Here is a 17215-nt window from a genome sequence, read left to right as displayed (position 1 = left end):
GCCCTCTGTATGCGCCATTGTAGCACGTGTGTAGCCCTACTCGTAAGGGCCATGATGACTTGACGTCGTCCCCACCTTCCTCCGGTTTATCACCGGCAGTCTCCCTGGAGTTCCCACCCGAAGTGCTGGCAAACAAGGATAAGGGTTGCGCTCGTTGCGGGACTTAACCCAACATTTCACAACACGAGCTGACGACAGCCATGCAGCACCTGTCTCAGAGTTCCCGAAGGCACCAAAGCATCTCTGCTAAGTTCTCTGGATGTCAAGAGTAGGTAAGGTTCTTCGCGTTGCATCGAATTAAACCACATGCTCCACCGCTTGTGCGGGCCCCCGTCAATTCATTTGAGTTTTAATCTTGCGACCGTACTCCCCAGGCGGTCTACTTAACGCGTTAGCTCCGAAAGCCACGGCTCAAGGCCACAACCTCCAAGTAGACATCGTTTACGGCGTGGACTACCAGGGTATCTAATCCTGTTTGCTCCCCACGCTTTCGCATCTGAGTGTCAGTATCTGTCCAGGGGGCCGCCTTCGCCACCGGTATTCCTTCAGATCTCTACGCATTTCACCGCTACACCTGAAATTCTACCCCCCTCTACAGTACTCTAGTATGCCAGTTTCAAATGCTATTCCGAGGTTGAGCCCCGGGCTTTCACATCTGACTTAACAAACCACCTGCATGCGCTTTACGCCCAGTAATTCCGATTAACGCTCGCACCCTCCGTATTACCGCGGCTGCTGGCACGGAGTTAGCCGGTGCTTCTTCTGCAGCTAACGTCAAACAATGCCGCTATTAACGACAATGCCTTCCTCACTGCTGAAAGTGCTTTACAACCCGAAGGCCTTCTTCACACACGCGGCATGGCTGCATCAGGCTTGCGCCCATTGTGCAATATTCCCCACTGCTGCCTCCCGTAGGAGTCTGGACCGTGTCTCAGTTCCAGTGTGGCTGATCATCCTCTCAGACCAGCTAGGGATCGTCGCCTTGGTGAGCCTTTACCTCACCAACCAGCTAATCCCACCTGGGCATATCCTGACGCGAGAGGCCCGAAGGTCCCCCTCTTTGGCCCGAAGGCGTTATGCGGTATTAGCTATCGTTTCCAATAGTTATCCCCCACATCAGGGCAATTTCCCAGGCATTACTCACCCGTCCGCCGCTCGCCGCCCATAAACGCACCCGAAGGATTGTTTATGTCGCTGCCGCTCGACTTGCATGTGTTAGGCCTGCCGCCAGCGTTCAATCTGAGCCATGATCAAACTCTTCAATTTAAGATTTTGTCGGCTCAATGAATACTGAACATTACATATAGTAATGTTTGAATTGACTGTGCTGAGTCCGAAGACTCAATGGTCACTTCGTATCATTGAAACCATTTTGAAACCGAAGTTTCATATTGATTATCATCAACGAGTGCCCACACAGATTGATAGGTCTATATTTTTAAAGAGCTTCCTAACTTTGCCAAGCACTCAGTGCCGCGTCGTTAGGGGTGCGTATGATACGCTTTCAATCTTGAGTGTCAATAAGTTTTTTCAACTTTTTTTGTCACTCCCGACGTCGCTTTGTGACTTGCGCCTCATTCCGTGTCGGTGAGGCGGCATTATAGGGAGGTTTGAACTTATGACAAGCCTTTTTTTAAAAAAAACTTATAAGCGCTCAAAAATGACGCAAATCACTAAATAACGACTAAAATTTCAACATTTGAAGGCGGTCACAGCAATAGGTTGGCATTACATCGTGCTTAAACATAAGATCAATGTGTCTATTTTGTTAATAGCATCAGGACTTATTACTTCTCACCTACAAAGTAGTATTCAGATATGAACTCAAAAAAAACGTATTTAATGATAGTCGCGCTCGCGGTGTTAGGCGCCGTCGCTTTTTCTAAGATAGCTATCTCGCCCGCGATTACTTTTGTAATTGGTGTTTTCGCATGTGCGCTCGTTCTTTCTCTTTCTAACCCACCCTCAGAACAAAGCACTTCTTCTTCATCCGGCACCACTACCCTCTATGTGGGCAACCTCCCATATAAAGCTAACGAGTCACACGTAAGACAACTGTTTTCCGAGCACGGCCAGGTCTTCGCGGTAAGGTTAATGAAAGACAAGCGAACCGGTAAAAGAAGAGGATTTGGTTTTGTGGTAGTCGCCAGCGGTGACGCTGAGACCATTATCAAAGGGCTTAATGAGCAGGAGTATATGGAGCGGACGCTAAAAGTGCGCGTAGCGAACGATCCTAAACATCCGGATTCGGAAGAATCTCAATCTTAGCAAATCCCATCTCAGAGACACTCCGGCCAAGTGCATCGCCATCAAAAGGTGGTGCACTGGCAATAATAGTATTCAGTTCCACTCTCTTTTCTCCCCCATCTACGCCAAGCAGGTCTGCCACGCGGCGGGCGATCGCTTTTCCTGAATCAATCAGGACTACACCTTCACCCAGTACCTGACCGATCTCTTCTCTTAACAAAGGGAAGTGAGTACAGCCCAGAACTGCCACATCGATATGCGGTTTGATCGGCTCTAATACAGAAGCCAGTTCATTCAGGCAGACCGCTTTACCACGCAGCTTCTCTTCGGCCATATCTACAAGACGGGTAGAACCAAGAAGACGAACCGGCTTATCTGCGGAAAAGTGCCTAATAAGGTCATGCGTATACTGACGGCTGACTGTAGCAGGCGTCGCTATTACCCCTACGCCTTTCTTTGCAATAAGAGAAGCGGGTTTGATAGCAGGAACCACTCCTACCACAGGAATGGTCAGTGCTTCCCGCAAATGCGGAAGAACGATAGTGCTGGCAGTATTACAGGCGATCACCACCAGCTGAATGTTGCGCAGGCGAACCTGCTCACTGACCAGAGCCACAACCCGGTGGATGAGTGTCTCCTGAGGCAGCTCGCCATAAGGGTAGGCAAAATTATCAAACAGGTAGGTATAACTCAGCTGCGGCAGCTTAGCCGTCAGTTCCTGATAAACCGACAAGCCCCCCACTCCGGAGTCAAAAACCAGAATATTGTTGTCTGCTGTAGTGTTCACGCTGAAAACCTGTTTGTTTTATTCGCGCACATAATACTGCGACCGGGATTATTCGCAAACACTGGCCTGATATCTTTGATGGACAAATCGCTCTCCGTGCTCAACCTGTTGTGGCTTAAGTTCAATATAGCCTGTAAAACAGGGAGCCTTTGTCACCAGGGTGTGAAACTCGCCATTTTCACCACAAGGGTCGACGGACTCCGGCAGTGACGCCACCAGCCCCTTACTGTACCAAAGGCCACAGTAGTCAGCGCCAAGGCGGGTGGTATCGACAGTGACCAGCATGGTTTCGATACCACGCTGTATGATTTCCTCTGCCAGTTGCTCACTGGGTACACCCAACAACGGAAAGACGCACTCCCAGCCAGCTTTCTCTATATAGCTCTTTCGGTACTCAGCGATGCCATTGCAGAACATATCGCCAAACGCCACGGCATCGACCTCAAGCCCTGAGTTTCGGATCCCCTCCACCACCAGAGACTGATAGACAGGATTCGCCGGAAAGACTTCCGGCAGCTCTATCGTCACCAGTGGCAGGTCAGCCAGGCGGGCCTGCATTTCGACTACTTCCATCGGCGTGACCTGAAATGGCACTTCTTTACCTACATAAGTAGTGTACAGACCCACTACCTGGTATTGAGGATCTTCAAGCAGCTTTATCAGGGTAAGGGTGGAATCTTTACCAGATGACCAGCTGACAATGACGTTTTTAGGCGAATTCATATAAACCTCTGTAAAAAAACCGCCCGAAGGCGGTTTTGGTAAATCAAAACTGATGACTTAAACTCAGGTAAACACTTCGTCCTGGAGACGGATAACCATTCGCCGTTTGGTAGTCTTCATCAAACAAGTTATCTACTTTTGCTCTAAGTTGAGTATTCATCTCAAGATGATATGTAACTGATGCATCAAAAACAGTATAGGCACTCAGCATAATATCTTTCGCTGGGTAAGTGCTGTAATCAAGGTCTCGTCGCTCACCAACGTGAATAGCAGATAGTGACCAATCAAACTCACTCACACTTACCAAAGCACTCCATTTATAGGTTTCTTTTGCTCTGCGCTGCAACTGCTTTCCATCACTGTCTTTCGGATCTTTTATATCTACAGACACATTGTGCGAAACAACACCAGTCTCAAAGCCTGCTTCAAGCTCAACACCACGAATCCTTGTTTCGCCATCAACGTTTTCATATTTTTTTTGAGCACTATTGTAGCTAATCAGGTCCTGAACCCGGATATCATAGACTGTAACCGCCCAGTCAAATGAATCCGCCATACCTTTAAGACCAAAGTCAATGTTATCAGATGTTTCCGGTTTCAAATCTTTATTTGGCACAGTCCATGCGGAGCCATTTTGCTGAGATAACGTGGGAGCCTTAAATGCGGTACCGTAGGAGCCAAATACCGAAACAGAATCTGTGACAGAGTAGCCTGCCCCCATACTGTAAGTGGTGTTTTTACCATAGTCTTCGTTGTCATCAAGGCGACCGGACAGCTCAACTGTCAGCTTATCCAACTGACTAACCGCTCCGGCAAAAAAGCCCAGATTCGAACGGCTTTGGCTTTTTGCCGTACTCTTTTTATCGTCATACGTGTTATTGCGCCAATCCAGTCCGCCACTTAACGTTGTGTTGTCAGATACGTCAAAGCTATTTATCCAGCTCAGATTATCCTGAGAGTATTCATGATTATATTTATCGACAGAGTTGTCAGAGTATGGATTGTAAGTTCGGGAGCGACTCAACTCATTAGAGTACTGAAGTGAAGATGCGATACCGTCCTCAGAGTATGACAGCTGGCCACCAAGAACCCGGCTGTCTACTTGTGATTCAGCAGTTTTTCGCGCAGTTGCGGTCGAGTTATCATCATACTGATAGTAATTACGATATGCTCTGGCAAATACTGTTGCCTTCAAAGACTCCTGAAAAACATGATCGTAGCCAAGAGTTCCATTGGTAGACGAAAAACCATGTTCTTCACCATCATTGCCACCTGCTACAGGCTTTACGTTGTAGCCGTCATCCTTTTCATACCCTGCAGTTAAGCGCAGACGGCCGTTGTCAGATGTAGAGAATGATGAAGACAGATTAGCCTCGTTGTAACGACTGCCAGTACCAATCGTTACATTGGTTCGCTCCACTCCACTTTTTGAAGACGTAATAATATTGATTACACCGCCAATCGCTTCAGAACCATACATTGAAGCCCGGGCTCCACGAATGTACTCAACCCTTTCAATATGCAGAACGGGAACCTGATTAAAATCAACAGCACCACTCGCTGACTTAGCCATGCGAACACCATCAATCAGGAACAACACCTGATCCGAGCCTGTTCCCCGAACAAAAACACTGGCTGACTGACCACGACCACCGTTTTGGGTAACTTCTACCCCTGGTAATCTTTTTAATACGTCCGGGAGAGACTTAGCCTGCATCAGCTCAATCTCATCACGGGTAACAATACTGACCGGAGCCAGAACACTGTCTGCAGACTGCTCAAACCGGTTCGCGGTAACCACCATGGTCTCATCCGCGTCCTGAGCGTAAGAAACAGAAGGAATAGCAGAAATCAGCGACACCACTGTGGTCGCCAGAAGAGATTTTTTCATTGTTTTATCCTAAATCGCGAGAATCCCTGACACTGCAACACCCTGAGTGATTGATGTTATTTGGAGTGCAGTGCGTTATCGCTGGCAGATATTCGGACTTAAGAGCATGCCTGATGAAATCAGCAGGCGCCTTACGTCTCACTTCCCACTTAGCAAGCTAAACAGTGTTTGGGTCTTACCCGAGACGTTCGTTCTCTGATACCGCTGCGCGTCAGTTCCGGATTCACACCGGATTCCCTTTTAAGCCTGGATAAATTATTGAAATACCCCGGCACCAGCTAAGTGGCAGATAGTAGAGGGCTGGCTGTATGTTGTCCAGTTGTTATTGATAACCTGCCTGGTGCTTTTCCCGCTGTTTAGCCACCACCATTTAGCCACCAGGAGCGCCCGGACTGGACAAATGGCTACAATTGAATAAAATCTGCGCTCTTTATTTTTTCGCAACCATAAGGCATGACTTCATGGCTACTCTTGATGTAAATCCAGCCAGCTACCAGCAGCAGCTGGAAGAGAAAACCCAGCGTCTGACAAAGATGTTTGCAGATTACACTATGCCCGGGCTGGAAGTGTTTGAGTCTCCGGAAAAACACTACCGCATGCGTGCAGAATTCCGTGTATGGCACGAAGGGGATGATCTGTACTACATCATGTTTAATCAGCAGACCCGTGAGAAGTATCGTGTCGACCAGTTCCCGGCAGCCAGCCGTCTGATCAACGACCTGATGCCACTGCTGATGGAAGCGATGAAAGACAACGATACGCTTCGTCGCAAACTGTTCCAGGTGGACTTCCTGTCTACCCTGAGCGGTGAAGTGCTGGTTTCCCTGCTGTACCACCGTCAGCTGGATGATGAGTGGATTGAGCAGGCCAAAGCGCTTAAGCAGCGCCTGAACGACGAAGGCTTTAACCTCAACCTGATCGGCCGTGCGCGTAAGATGAAGATCGTACTGGACCGTGACTTCGTGGTTGAGAAGCTGAACGTGAATGGTGACAGCTACATCTACCAGCAGGTAGAGAACAGCTTTACCCAGCCAAACGCCACGGTTGCGCAGAAGATGCTGGAGTGGGCTATCGACTGTACCCAGGACAGCCATGGTGACCTGCTGGAACTGTACTGTGGCAACGGTAACTTCTCTCTGGCACTGGCGCAGAACTTCGACCGGGTACTGGCAACTGAGCTTGCCAAGCCATCGGTAGACTCTGCCCAGTACAACATCGCGGCCAACAAGATCGACAACGTTCAGATCATCCGCATGTCAGCGGAAGAGTTCACCGAAGCGATGGAAGGCAAACGCGAGTTCCGCCGCCTGAAGCAGCAAAACATCGACCTTAAGAGCTACAACTGCAACACCATCTTTGTCGATCCACCGCGTGCGGGTATGGATATCGACACCTGTAAGATGGTACAGGGCTACGAACGTATTATGTATATCTCGTGTAATCCGGACACCCTGCTGGAGAACCTGGAAGTACTGAGCGAAACACACAAGGTGACCCGTTTCGCCCTGTTCGACCAGTTCCCGTATACCCACCATATGGAAGCGGGTGTGCTGCTGGAGCGCAAGTAACAGACATAAAAAATGCCGCGATACTTATCGCGGCATTTTTGTATCTGTCGTCAGCTGAATGTTGCCTTACTGAGGCTTGGCAACATAGCCCAGCTTCTTACCGACCCACACCATCAGCAGCAGGGTAACGATAATCGAGAAAAAGTTAGATCCGGCTTCCGGGTACTGAGCCTTGAGAAAAGCCGAGTAACCAAAGGCACCGACAAAGAAGCACGCCAGCCCCACCAGTGGAATATCTTCTGCAACCGGCTTGCGCAGGTACTCCTGATACAGGTTTTGTACCGCCAGAACCAGGGCGATCAGCGGGAAGATTGAGAAAGACACCGCCTCCATCGTCAGTCCTGCAAGCAATGCGTTACCACACATACCAGCGACCAGCGCCAGCAGCAGCGTTTTCTTTTCTGACCCGCGGTCAGTAGTTGGAATATCTGTAGACATAGAATTAACCTGCTTGTTTGTTTTGCGTTTCACGTTCCCTGCGATAGGCGTCTGCACCTTTCGCAATAATTCTCAGCTGAGCCACCAGCTTTTCTGCCAGCTCATCTCTCTGTTGTTTGGTCAGATCCAGCGCTTCCGCACCTGAGCTGAATACCAGGGTTACACAGGCATCGGCCTGTACTGCCGCTTCCTGATGAGTCAGTCCGGTGCTCTCCAGGTACTCGGTCAGCTCGGCGACAAAGTGCTGCATCTCCCGGGCCACGGCGGCACGAAAAGCAGCCGACGTTCCCGAACGCTCGCGCAGCAGCAGGCGAAATACGTTCGGGCTGCTCTCGATAAATTCCATAAAGGTCTCTACCGAAGTGCGGATCACACTGCCACCCTTAACAATCCGCTGGCGCGCCTGGCGCATCAGCTGACGCAGCAACAGACCACCTTCATCTACCATGGTCAGACCGAGCTCATCCATATCTTTAAAGTGACGATAAAACGACGTCGGGGCGATACCCGCCTCTCTGGCGACTTCGCGCAGACTGAGATTGGAAAAACTGCGGTCAGCACTGAGCTGGCTGAACGCGGCATCAATCAGTGAACGACGAGTTTTTTCTTTTTGTTGAGCTCGAATTCCCATGTTGCAGAACTTATACCTGAAGACGTGTATTTTCCGTGTACTATAGCGCGAAAAAGGGCGCCCCGGACAGGCCGGAGACCTTACTTTACTCCTTTTTGACGCAATTGCCCGTGCAAAACCGGGAGATAATAGCCAGTTCACAAATTTAAAATTTGTCTCCTGCCCCGTGTTCTGAACAGACTCTTTCCCGCCCAACCAGGTTAAAATATCGCTAAGGATATGTTAAGCAAAACAATAAGGGACTGGGATATGAGCTCAACACACTTCGATGCGATCGTTATCGGCAGCGGTCCGGGCGGAGAAGGCGCCGCAATGGGGCTGACCAAACTGGGTCACAATGTTGCCATCATTGAACGCGAAAGCAGCGTCGGCGGTGGCTGCACCCACTGGGGAACCATCCCCTCCAAAGCCCTGCGTCACGCGGTCAGCCGGATCATCGAATACAACAACAACCCGCTGTTTTGCCACAACAACACCAGCCTGCACGCAACCTTTTCCACCATACTCGGGCATGCCAAGTCAGTCATCGACAAACAGACCCGGCTGCGTCAGGGCTTCTACGACCGCAACCAGTGCCGGCTTATCTTCGGGGAAGCGCGCTTTACAGACGCCCACACCGTCGCGGTTACCCAGCCGGACGGCAGCACCGATTATTACAGCGCCGACAAATTTGTCATCGCCACCGGCTCAAGACCCTACCGGCCTGCCGATGTGGACTTTGGTCACGACCGCATCTACGACAGCGACTCAATACTGTCACTGGAGCACGACCCAAGGCATATCATCATCTACGGCGCCGGAGTGATTGGCTGCGAGTATGCTTCCATCTTCCGCGGGCTGGATGTAAAAACCGACCTGATCAACACCCGTGACCGGCTGCTGGCTTTCCTGGATAACGAAGTATCGGATGCCCTCTCTTACCACTTCTGGAACAGTGGTGTCGTGATCCGCAATGACGAAACCTATAAGAAGATTGAAGGAACGCAGGACGGGGTGATCGTCCACCTGGATTCTGGCAAGAAGATGCGTGCTGACTGCCTGCTCTACGCCAACGGCCGTACCGGTAATACCGACACACTGAATCTGGAGGTCGCCGGGCTGACCCCGGACTCACGCGGCCAGCTGAAAGTGAATCAGAATTATCAGACCGAAGCTGAACACATTTATGCCGTAGGTGACGTGATTGGTTACCCGAGCCTGGCGAGCGCGGCGTATGACCAGGGCCGCTTTGCCGCCGAAGCGATCGACAAAGGCCAGTCCGACACTCACCTGATTGAAGACATTCCCGTCGGGATCTATACCATCCCGGAAATCAGCTCGGTGGGCAAAACCGAGCAGGAGCTGACGGCAGCCAAAGTGCCTTATGAAGTCGGCCGGGCGTCATTCAAACACCTGGCCCGCGCCCAGATCGCCGGTAAAGACATCGGCTCACTGAAAATCCTGTTCCACCGTGAAACCCGTGAAATTCTGGGTATTCACTGCTTTGGTGAGCGGGCGGCGGAGATCATCCATATCGGTCAGGCGATCATGGAGCAAAAAGGTGAGGCTAACAGTATCGACTACTTCGTTAACACCACCTTTAACTACCCGACCATGGCAGAAGCCTACCGGGTAGCAGCACTGAACGGCCTCAACCGGCTGTTCTGAGCCTATGCCTGCACCGGCAGAAAGCGCTGGCCGCGCCACTGCACAAGCAGTACGACGGCCAGTCCGATCCCGCGAATTGCCATAAAGCTCAGCATACCAATCCACAGGGCGTGGTTTTCCAGCCACGCCAGTAACCAGAAAACAACAAAGAAAGTGCAGGTCGCGACAAACATGCTGTTTCGCATCTCCCGCCCTTTGGTCGCTCCGACAAAAATACCGTCCAGCAGAAAACACCACATCGACACCAGCGGCATAGCCACCAGCCAGGGCAGATACGTCAGGGCGTGCTGTTGCACCTGCTCAATCGAAGTGATCAGGCCAATCATGTGATCGCCCCACACGCCAAACACCAGGGTCAGCAGCAGACTGATCACCAGCCCCCAGAACGTTGTCCCGAGTAATGATTCCCGCAGGGCTCTGGCATCCCGCGCCCCGGCCGCTTTGCCGACCATGGCCTCCATCGCGTACGCCAGGCCATCCATGCCATAGGAGATGATCATCAGAAAACTCATCAGCACCGCATTGGCGGCCACCGTGTCATCACCGTAGCTGGCTCCCTGAAAAGTCATAAAGCTGAACACCGCCTGCAGGCACAGCGAACGCAGGAAAATATCCCGGTTCAGCGCCACAAAGCGGCCCAGCCCTTCACCCAGGCCACGCACTCCGCTCAGCGGTGCCCTGAGCCCCAGCCGGCGCCACGTCCGGGCGACAAAAAACAGCCCCAGCAGCATACCGCTGTAGTCTGCCAGCACCGATGCCAGTGCCGCGCCTTCCACATTCCAGCCAAGGCCGATCACAAACAGTACATCAAGTACGATATTGGTCAGGTTAGAGATGATCACCATCCACATCGGAGCCCGGGCATTCTGAGTTCCCAGCAGCCAGCCGAGAATCACGAAGTTGGCCAGCGCCGCCGGGGCACTCCAGGCGCGGATAGCAAAGTACTGCTGACCATAAAGCTTCACTTCCTCACTGGCGTCGGTCAGGCTGAAAACAAGGTCGCCCAGCCAGCCATGACTGAGCAGAAACAGGGCGGCAAACAGCCAGGCGGTCAGCAGCCCCTGCAGGAGCACCCGCACCAGCTCACTGTTGCTCTCCCTGCCATACGCCTGCGCCGCCAGACCTGTGGTCGCCATACGCAAAAAGCCCAGCAGCCAGAAAGTCACGCTGACTACCGTGCTGCCCAGCGCCACACCCCCAAGATACCAGGCATGCTCAAGATGGCCGATCACCGCAGCATCGACCAGCCCCAGCAGCGGAACGGTAATATTAGACAGCACCATAGGCACAGCCAGCAGCAAAACCCGGCGGTGCAGCGACCATCTGGCAAGGGGAGAAAAAACGGAAAGATTCAAAGCGACCCCGCGGCTCACAGAACTGATGAAAAATGAGCCACGAGGGTAACGGGAAGCTGCGCGGTTGGCAATCAGGTATGCGGTAAAATCACCAGCGGATCTGGAGTACTGACGGGGTATAGGCGTAAGGTCTGCCGGTCAGGTTCGCCAGCCACTTATGCCACGCGCTCCAGCGCAGGCAGTCCTGGCTTTGCAGCGGTGAGTGCAGGCTGACCCATTCAGCCCATGGCAGCCAGTTACTGAATGTCTGTTGCGGGTTATTAAGCCCGTGGGCGTAAGCCTGGTTTCCGAGTTTTTTGCCCAGCCAGGTATCTGTTTTGTCTCCGGCGACCACAAAACAGCACTGCGCGTGCATAAAGCGTTTGGCCAGCGCCTGTAAAAACCGGCCCAGCACCGCTTTATCGACCTCCAGCAGGGCCTGGTCACAGACGATCAACAGAGGGGCATTTTCAGCCACTGCCAGATGCTGCAGCCAACTGAGCTCTGTCACACTGCCACAACGCAGCTGGTATCGTTCACAGGGATGAAAAAGGCGCTGACGCCATAAAAGATGCTCGCTGACGTCGATTTCTGTCCAGCGGCAGCGGCCGTTATCAAGGCGGTAGAAACGGGTATCCAGCCCCGCCCCCACATTCAGTACCCAGGCATCCGGATACTGACTGAGAAAACGGCTGATCTGCTGATCACACAGCTGAGTAACAGAGGCGTACAGCAGCTGTTGCTGATCCTGGTTTGCGCTGTGGCAGCCCGGGGCGAGCCGGCACTGGCGGCAGGCGCTGGCAGCAATCGGGTCATACACCAACCCCTGCTCATGAAGACTTTCCCGGCTGCGCATCCACATCGGACGCAGTAAATGTGCCGGGATCTGCCAGCGGGAGTCTTTGCCGCGCGGTGAAGGTATTCTCTGTGTCATCATCATCTTCCCTGAAATCAGAATTAGATGATAATAATTCTCACTAGCACTTTCAAGCCCTGGCAAAAACCCTCAGGCGCAGCATTACATCCAGGTGCTGTTGCGGATCACACCCACTGCAATGCCTTCAATATTGAAGTCCTGACTGGTCAGGTCCACTTTGATCGGCTCAAACTCTTCATTTTCAGCGTGCAGCAGTACCGTGGCACCTTTACGCTCCAGACGTTTAACCGTCACGTCCTCTTCCACACGGGCAACCACCACCTGGCCGTCACGTACGTCCTGGGTTTTGTGTACCGCCAGCAGGTCACCATCGAGGATGCCGATGTCTTTCATACTCATGCCGTTTACCCGCAGCAGGAAGTCTGCCTGAGGTTTAAACATCGCCGGGTCAACCTGGTAATGAGTTTCAACGTGCTCCTGAGCCAGGATTGGCTCACCGGCTGCAACCTGGCCGATCAGCGGCAGGCCTTCTTCTTCCTGCTGGTCTTCAAGCAGGATACGGATGCCGCGTGAAGCACCTGGAATGATCTCAATAACCTGTTTACGGGCCAGGGCTTTCAGGTGCTCTTCAGCCGCGTTGGCCGAGCGGAAGCCCAGCTCGCGGGCGATCTCGGCACGCGTTGGTGGCATTCCGGATACTTCAATCTTATCTTTGATCAAGTCGAATACTTGCTTCTGGCGTGGCGTCAGCTCTTTCATTACAGTCACCTGTCTTTTTATACAGTTAACTGTGAGTATATCCAGTGATGGACGGTTTTAAAAGCCAATTGTCTATTTTTTAACAGATTTCGTGTTATGACCGCAGGATCTGCCAGGCTGCTTTGCTTTTTAAGGTCACTGTTGCTTATCTTCAGAATAATCCGCTGGAATAAACCAGAGAACGCAGTAAAAGGTTGGACCAGTTTCTGGTATGCTTGCTGCGCATTTTTTCAGTAGCGGGCGGCAGCAAAAACCGCCCGTTGTACAGGATGAATCACCCGGAGGGTATAGCTCTCAGGGGTGGTCACCAAACATAACCGAGGCAGTGTACTGTTATGTCTTCCGGAGACACATTTTTCCGCTCTTTGCTTAAACTCCCCCTGTCGGTGTTAGTGAAGGGCAATACAATTCCATCCAACCCGGTTGAAGACCTGGGTATCGACATCACCAAACCGATTGTCTACGCATTACCGTTCCGCTCTAACGTAGATCTGGTAACCCTGCAGCGTTACGCACTCGACAGCGGCCTGCCGGATCCGCTCTCCCCGCTGGAGATCAATGGTCAGTCATTTGGCCGGTTTGTCTTTATCGCCACCCGTCCGACCCTGGTTCAGACCGACAGCGATGCGCCGCAGGAGTCGATTAGCCTGTTCTCTGATCTGCTTCAGCTTCACGCCGACAGCCAGGATCTGGATGTACAGGTTCTGCCGGTCACCGTGATGTGGGGACGCAAACCAGGTAAAGAAGAGAAACAAAAGCCTTACCTTGAAGCGATGAACGGCCCGCAGAAAATGATGGCGGTAACCGCATCCGGCCGCGACTGTATGCTGCGCTTCAGTCCTGTGGTGTCTCTGCGCTATATGGCAGATCAGCACGGAACCGACGAAAGCATCGCCCACAAGCTGACCCGGGTTGCACGCATCCACTTCTCCCGTCAGAAGATGGCTGCCTCCGGCCCGAACCTGCCTAACCGCCAGGTTCTGTTTAACCGTCTTCTGAAATCCGAGGCGATCAAACGTGCCATTGCCGATGAGGCAAGCAGCAAAGGGATCCCTCTGGAAAAAGCAGAGAAAGAAGCGCACGCCATCATGGATGAGATTGCAGCTAACTTCTCATACTCGCTGGTGAAAAAAGGCGAACGTATTCTGGGCTGGCTGTGGAACCGCCTGTATCAGGGCCTGAACATCAACAACGCGTCTGCGGTACGCAAGCTGGCGCAGGATGGTCATGAGATCGTGTATGTGCCGTGTCACCGCAGCCACATGGACTACCTGCTGCTGTCGTACGTGCTTTACCGTGAAGGTATGGTGCCACCGCATATCGCTGCCGGTATCAACCTGAACTTCTTCCCGGCAGGCCCGATTTTCCGCCGTGGTGGTGCCTTCTTTATCCGCCGCAGCTTCAAAGGCAACAAGCTTTACTCGACCATTTTCCGCGAGTATCTGGCCGAGCTGTTTACCAAGGGCTACTCGGTCGAATACTTCAGTGAAGGCGGCCGCTCCCGCACCGGACGTCTGCTGCCGGCCAAAACCGGTATGCTGGCGATGACCATTCAGGCAATGCTGCGTGGCCTTGACCGTCCGGTGACCCTGGTTCCGGTCTACATCGGTTACGAGCACGTGATGGAAGTGGCGACCTACGCCAAAGAGCTGCGCGGAAAACGCAAAGAGAAAGAAAACGCCGGCCTGGTGCTGCGTACCCTGCGTAAACTGCGCAACTTCGGCCAGGGTTACGTGAACTTCGGTGAGCCGATCCAGCTGAATCAGTACCTCAACGAGCACGCTCCGAGCTGGACCAGTGAGATCAACGCTATCGAGCCACAGAAACCGCAGTGGATGACGCCGGTGGTGAACCAGCTGGCCGACAAGATGATGACTCACATCAATGATGCGGCCGCAGCCAACGCCCTGACCCTGTGTGCAACTGCGCTGCTGGCTTCACGTCAGCGTGCCCTGTCCCGCGACACTCTGGAAAATCAGATCGAGTGCTACCTGGAGCTGATGCGTCAGGTGCCTTACTCACCAACCAGTACCGCACCGGATACAAGCGCTCAGGAGCTGGTTGCTCACGCCGAAAGCCTGGATAAGTTTGTCACCGAAGCCGACAGCATGGGCGATGTTATCTCCCTTGACCGTCAGCAGTCGATCCTTATGACTTACTACCGCAACAACATCATCCACATGCTGGCACTGCCGTCACTGATCGCGCAGCTGCTTGTCCAGCATCAGTCGATGAATGTGGCGGATATCCAGCGCAGCGTGGCTACCCTGTATCCGTTTTTGAAGAACGAGCTGTTCCTGCGCTATGACGAGCCGGAACTGCAGGCGGTAGTAGAACAGAGCCTTGATGAGCTGGTACGCCAGGAACTGCTGGTCCGTCAGACAGACCAAATCACTCTGAACCAGACCCGCATTCAGACTACGCTCCTGCTGTCACGCACCATTCTGGAAACCCTGCAGCGCTACTCAATTGCGGTTTCTCAGCTGGTTGCCAAACCTGATCTGGGTAAGAGCGAGCTGGAGCAGAAGAGTCAGCAACTGGCTCAGCGTCTGGGTCAGCTGCACGGTATCAACGCGCCGGAGTTCTTCGATAAAGGCGTGTTCAGTTCGCTGTTCAGCACCCTGAAACAGCAGGGTTACTTAAACAGTGAAGGTGAATGTGACCTTGAAAAAACCGAACAGCTGGCAAACATGCTGGGTGAGCTGGTCTCGACAGAGGTGAAGCTGACCATCCAGGAAAGCCTGTGTATGGACGACCTGGAAGACTGATCTCAGCTTTCCTGACATGACAAAAAACGGCACCCTGGGGTGCCGTTTTTTTATGTGCGGTTATTTGAGCATGACATCCAGCGCCAGCGCCAGCGCTATCGCCATCCCGGCATAGTTGTTGTTTAAAAAAGCACTGAAGCAGGCCTGACGGTCACGGTGACGGATCAGCCACTGCTGGTAAACAAACAGTCCGCCGGCTACCAGTACGCCCCAATAGAACACACCGCCGAGTGCCATCCGCTCACCCAGCCAGATAAGCATTGCCACGACAGCCAGCTGAAGCAGACCAATGATCAGCTTGTCGCGGTTGCCAAACAGAATCGCGGTCGACTTAATGCCAATTTTCAGGTCATCGTCCCGGTCCACCATGGCGTACTGGGTATCGTAGGCGATAGTCCACAGTGCGTTGATCGCAAACACCAGCCAGACCTCAGCGGGCAGCGCTCCCGCCTGAGCGGCCCAGGCCATGGGGATCGCCCAGCTGAACGCCAGACCAAGAAACAGTTGCGGCAGGTGGGTAAAACGCTTCATAAACGGATAGATGAAAGCGAGGAATATGCCCACAAACGAGAGTTTTACCGTCAGGCTGTTCATGCTCAGCACCAGCACAAACGAGAGCAGCGCCAGTACCACAAACAGCACCAGTGCCTCCGGGGCAGACACCAGACCGGATGGCAGCGGACGGGACTGAGTCCGCTTCACGTGACCGTCAAAGTGACGGTCCGCATAATCGTTGATCACACACCCGGCTGAGCGCATCAGAAACACCCCGGCGACAAACACCAGCAGCACTTCAACATCGGGCCAGCCACCGGCTGCCAGAAACAGCGCCCACAGGGTTGGCCACAGCAGCAACAGGGAGCCGATCGGCCGGTCCAGTCGCATCAGTTGAAAATAAGCACGCACTTTGGCAGTCAGCATCTATGCCATCTCCCTGGTATATAACGGTGCCCGGGGCAGAAACAATTCTGCCACCAGCATAGGTTTGTCATTCATCCACAGCCTTGAGCGCCGGGCCAGCAGATCGCCCTGCGGAGTATGAGCCACGCCGACTTCCAGTGCATCCCGGCGGACATTCTCTGCGCTGAATACGGTCTGACCGAGCGGAATTTCTCCAAGGCTCGCCAGTTCTGTATTCTGGTCCGTAAGTGAGGTGTGTGGGATCAGGGTCCGGGCCAGCACCCACGGGCTGTCATCACCACGCAGGATCACTTCCCTGACAAGGCAGGTCTGACGGCCAAGCCGGTCACTCTCCTGCTCTGTCAGCTGCTCTGCCGGCATCGGCTGATTTCTCAGCAGCTCTACCCCCAGCTGCTGACATTCTTCAGCCAGCAAACGGGACAGGGAACCTTGTTCCAGCAACCAACGACGGGACCAGCTACCACTAAAACTTAAATGCTCAGGCTGACACCATGCCACGTCTTCCAGTGCGGCAAAGTACAAGGCTCTCAACTCTTCCATACCAATATTCTACTTATCGCATTACAATTAATACGTTAACACGAAAAATTTGCTTTCAATTTAGTCACTGTTGACCCACTATTG

General features: G+C 52.8%; 14 protein-coding genes, 1 rRNA gene and 1 riboswitch. Of the genes, 4 read left to right on the top strand and 11 right to left on the bottom strand.

Features of this window, described 5'->3' with window-relative positions; all coding sequences use genetic code 11:
* Nucleotides 1-1266 (bottom strand): 16S ribosomal RNA (locus tag ACVB80_RS21120); the annotation flags it as partial.
* Between the two features lie 552 nt (nucleotides 1267-1818).
* On the opposite strand from ACVB80_RS21120, the gene ACVB80_RS21115 reads away from it, so the two are divergent.
* Nucleotides 1819-2268, top strand: coding sequence for an RNA recognition motif domain-containing protein (locus tag ACVB80_RS21115; RefSeq protein WP_481083266.1), 450 nt, complete (start codon nucleotides 1819-1821; stop codon nucleotides 2266-2268).
* Here the strand turns inward: ACVB80_RS21115 and murI are convergent.
* From murI to btuB, 3 genes are read right to left on the bottom strand one after another with little or no spacing between them, the layout of a single operon-like run.
* Nucleotides 2234-3034: a glutamate racemase gene (gene murI, locus ACVB80_RS21110; protein ID WP_481083265.1), complete on the bottom strand. Its 801-nt coding sequence runs from the start codon at nucleotides 3032-3034 to the stop codon at nucleotides 2234-2236. The two genes, ACVB80_RS21115 and murI, sit on opposite strands and share 35 nt — an antisense overlap.
* A 48-nt stretch (nucleotides 3035-3082) precedes the next feature.
* On the bottom strand, nucleotides 3083-3757 hold the full coding sequence (locus ACVB80_RS21105) for a Dph6-related ATP pyrophosphatase (RefSeq protein WP_481083264.1): 675 nt from the start codon (nucleotides 3755-3757) through the stop codon (nucleotides 3083-3085).
* 43 nt (nucleotides 3758-3800) lie between these two features.
* Nucleotides 3801-5648 (bottom strand): TonB-dependent vitamin B12 receptor, encoded by a 1848-nt coding sequence (gene btuB / locus ACVB80_RS21100; RefSeq protein ID WP_481083263.1) that lies wholly within the window; start codon nucleotides 5646-5648, stop codon nucleotides 3801-3803.
* Between the two features lie 66 nt (nucleotides 5649-5714).
* Nucleotides 5715-5942: riboswitch (cobalamin riboswitch) on the bottom strand.
* A gap of 167 nt (nucleotides 5943-6109) precedes the next feature.
* On the opposite strand from btuB, the gene trmA reads away from it, so the two are divergent.
* A complete protein-coding gene (gene trmA, locus ACVB80_RS21095) occupies nucleotides 6110-7216 on the top strand; it encodes a tRNA (uridine(54)-C5)-methyltransferase TrmA (protein WP_481083262.1) in 1107 nt (368 codons plus the stop codon).
* 66 nt (nucleotides 7217-7282) lie between these two features.
* On the opposite strand, the gene ACVB80_RS21090 is transcribed toward trmA, so the two are convergent.
* A complete protein-coding gene (locus ACVB80_RS21090) occupies nucleotides 7283-7654 on the bottom strand; it encodes a YijD family membrane protein (protein WP_481083261.1) in 372 nt (123 codons plus the stop codon).
* A 4-nt stretch (nucleotides 7655-7658) separates the two neighbouring features.
* Nucleotides 7659-8285 (bottom strand): HTH-type transcriptional repressor FabR, encoded by a 627-nt coding sequence (fabR, locus tag ACVB80_RS21085; RefSeq protein WP_481083260.1) that lies wholly within the window; start codon nucleotides 8283-8285, stop codon nucleotides 7659-7661.
* Between the two features lie 249 nt (nucleotides 8286-8534).
* On the opposite strand from fabR, the gene sthA reads away from it, so the two are divergent.
* Nucleotides 8535-9932: a Si-specific NAD(P)(+) transhydrogenase gene (gene sthA, locus ACVB80_RS21080; protein ID WP_481083259.1), complete on the top strand. Its 1398-nt coding sequence runs from the start codon at nucleotides 8535-8537 to the stop codon at nucleotides 9930-9932.
* A 2-nt stretch (nucleotides 9933-9934) separates the two neighbouring features.
* Here sthA and dinF read toward each other — a convergent pair whose 3' ends face one another.
* From dinF to lexA, 3 genes are all read right to left on the bottom strand, one after another.
* Nucleotides 9935-11287 (bottom strand): MATE family efflux transporter DinF, encoded by a 1353-nt coding sequence (gene dinF, locus ACVB80_RS21075; protein WP_481083258.1) that lies wholly within the window; start codon nucleotides 11285-11287, stop codon nucleotides 9935-9937.
* 88 nt (nucleotides 11288-11375) lie between these two features.
* Nucleotides 11376-12200: a class I SAM-dependent methyltransferase gene (locus ACVB80_RS21070; protein ID WP_481083257.1), complete on the bottom strand. Its 825-nt coding sequence runs from the start codon at nucleotides 12198-12200 to the stop codon at nucleotides 11376-11378.
* Nucleotides 12201-12284: 84 nt separating this feature from the next.
* A complete protein-coding gene (gene lexA, locus ACVB80_RS21065; protein WP_481083256.1) occupies nucleotides 12285-12902 on the bottom strand; it encodes a transcriptional repressor LexA in 618 nt (205 codons plus the stop codon).
* Between the two features lie 335 nt (nucleotides 12903-13237).
* Between lexA and plsB the strand changes: the two genes are divergently transcribed.
* A complete protein-coding gene (plsB, locus tag ACVB80_RS21060; protein WP_481083255.1) occupies nucleotides 13238-15670 on the top strand; it encodes a glycerol-3-phosphate 1-O-acyltransferase PlsB in 2433 nt (810 codons plus the stop codon).
* A gap of 60 nt (nucleotides 15671-15730) precedes the next feature.
* Here the strand turns inward: plsB and ubiA are convergent, their stop codons facing one another.
* Entirely contained in the window at nucleotides 15731-16591 is an 861-nt protein-coding gene (gene ubiA / locus ACVB80_RS21055; RefSeq protein ID WP_481083254.1) for a 4-hydroxybenzoate octaprenyltransferase, read from the bottom strand.
* Entirely contained in the window at nucleotides 16592-17131 is a 540-nt protein-coding gene (locus tag ACVB80_RS21050; RefSeq protein WP_481083253.1) for a chorismate lyase, read from the bottom strand. It lies immediately after the preceding gene.
* Nucleotides 17132-17215 lie beyond the last annotated feature (84 nt).

The organism is Vibrio sp. 9-16B-A1, assembly GCF_056726165.1.
This window is presented reverse-complemented; position numbering and strand designations above follow the sequence as displayed.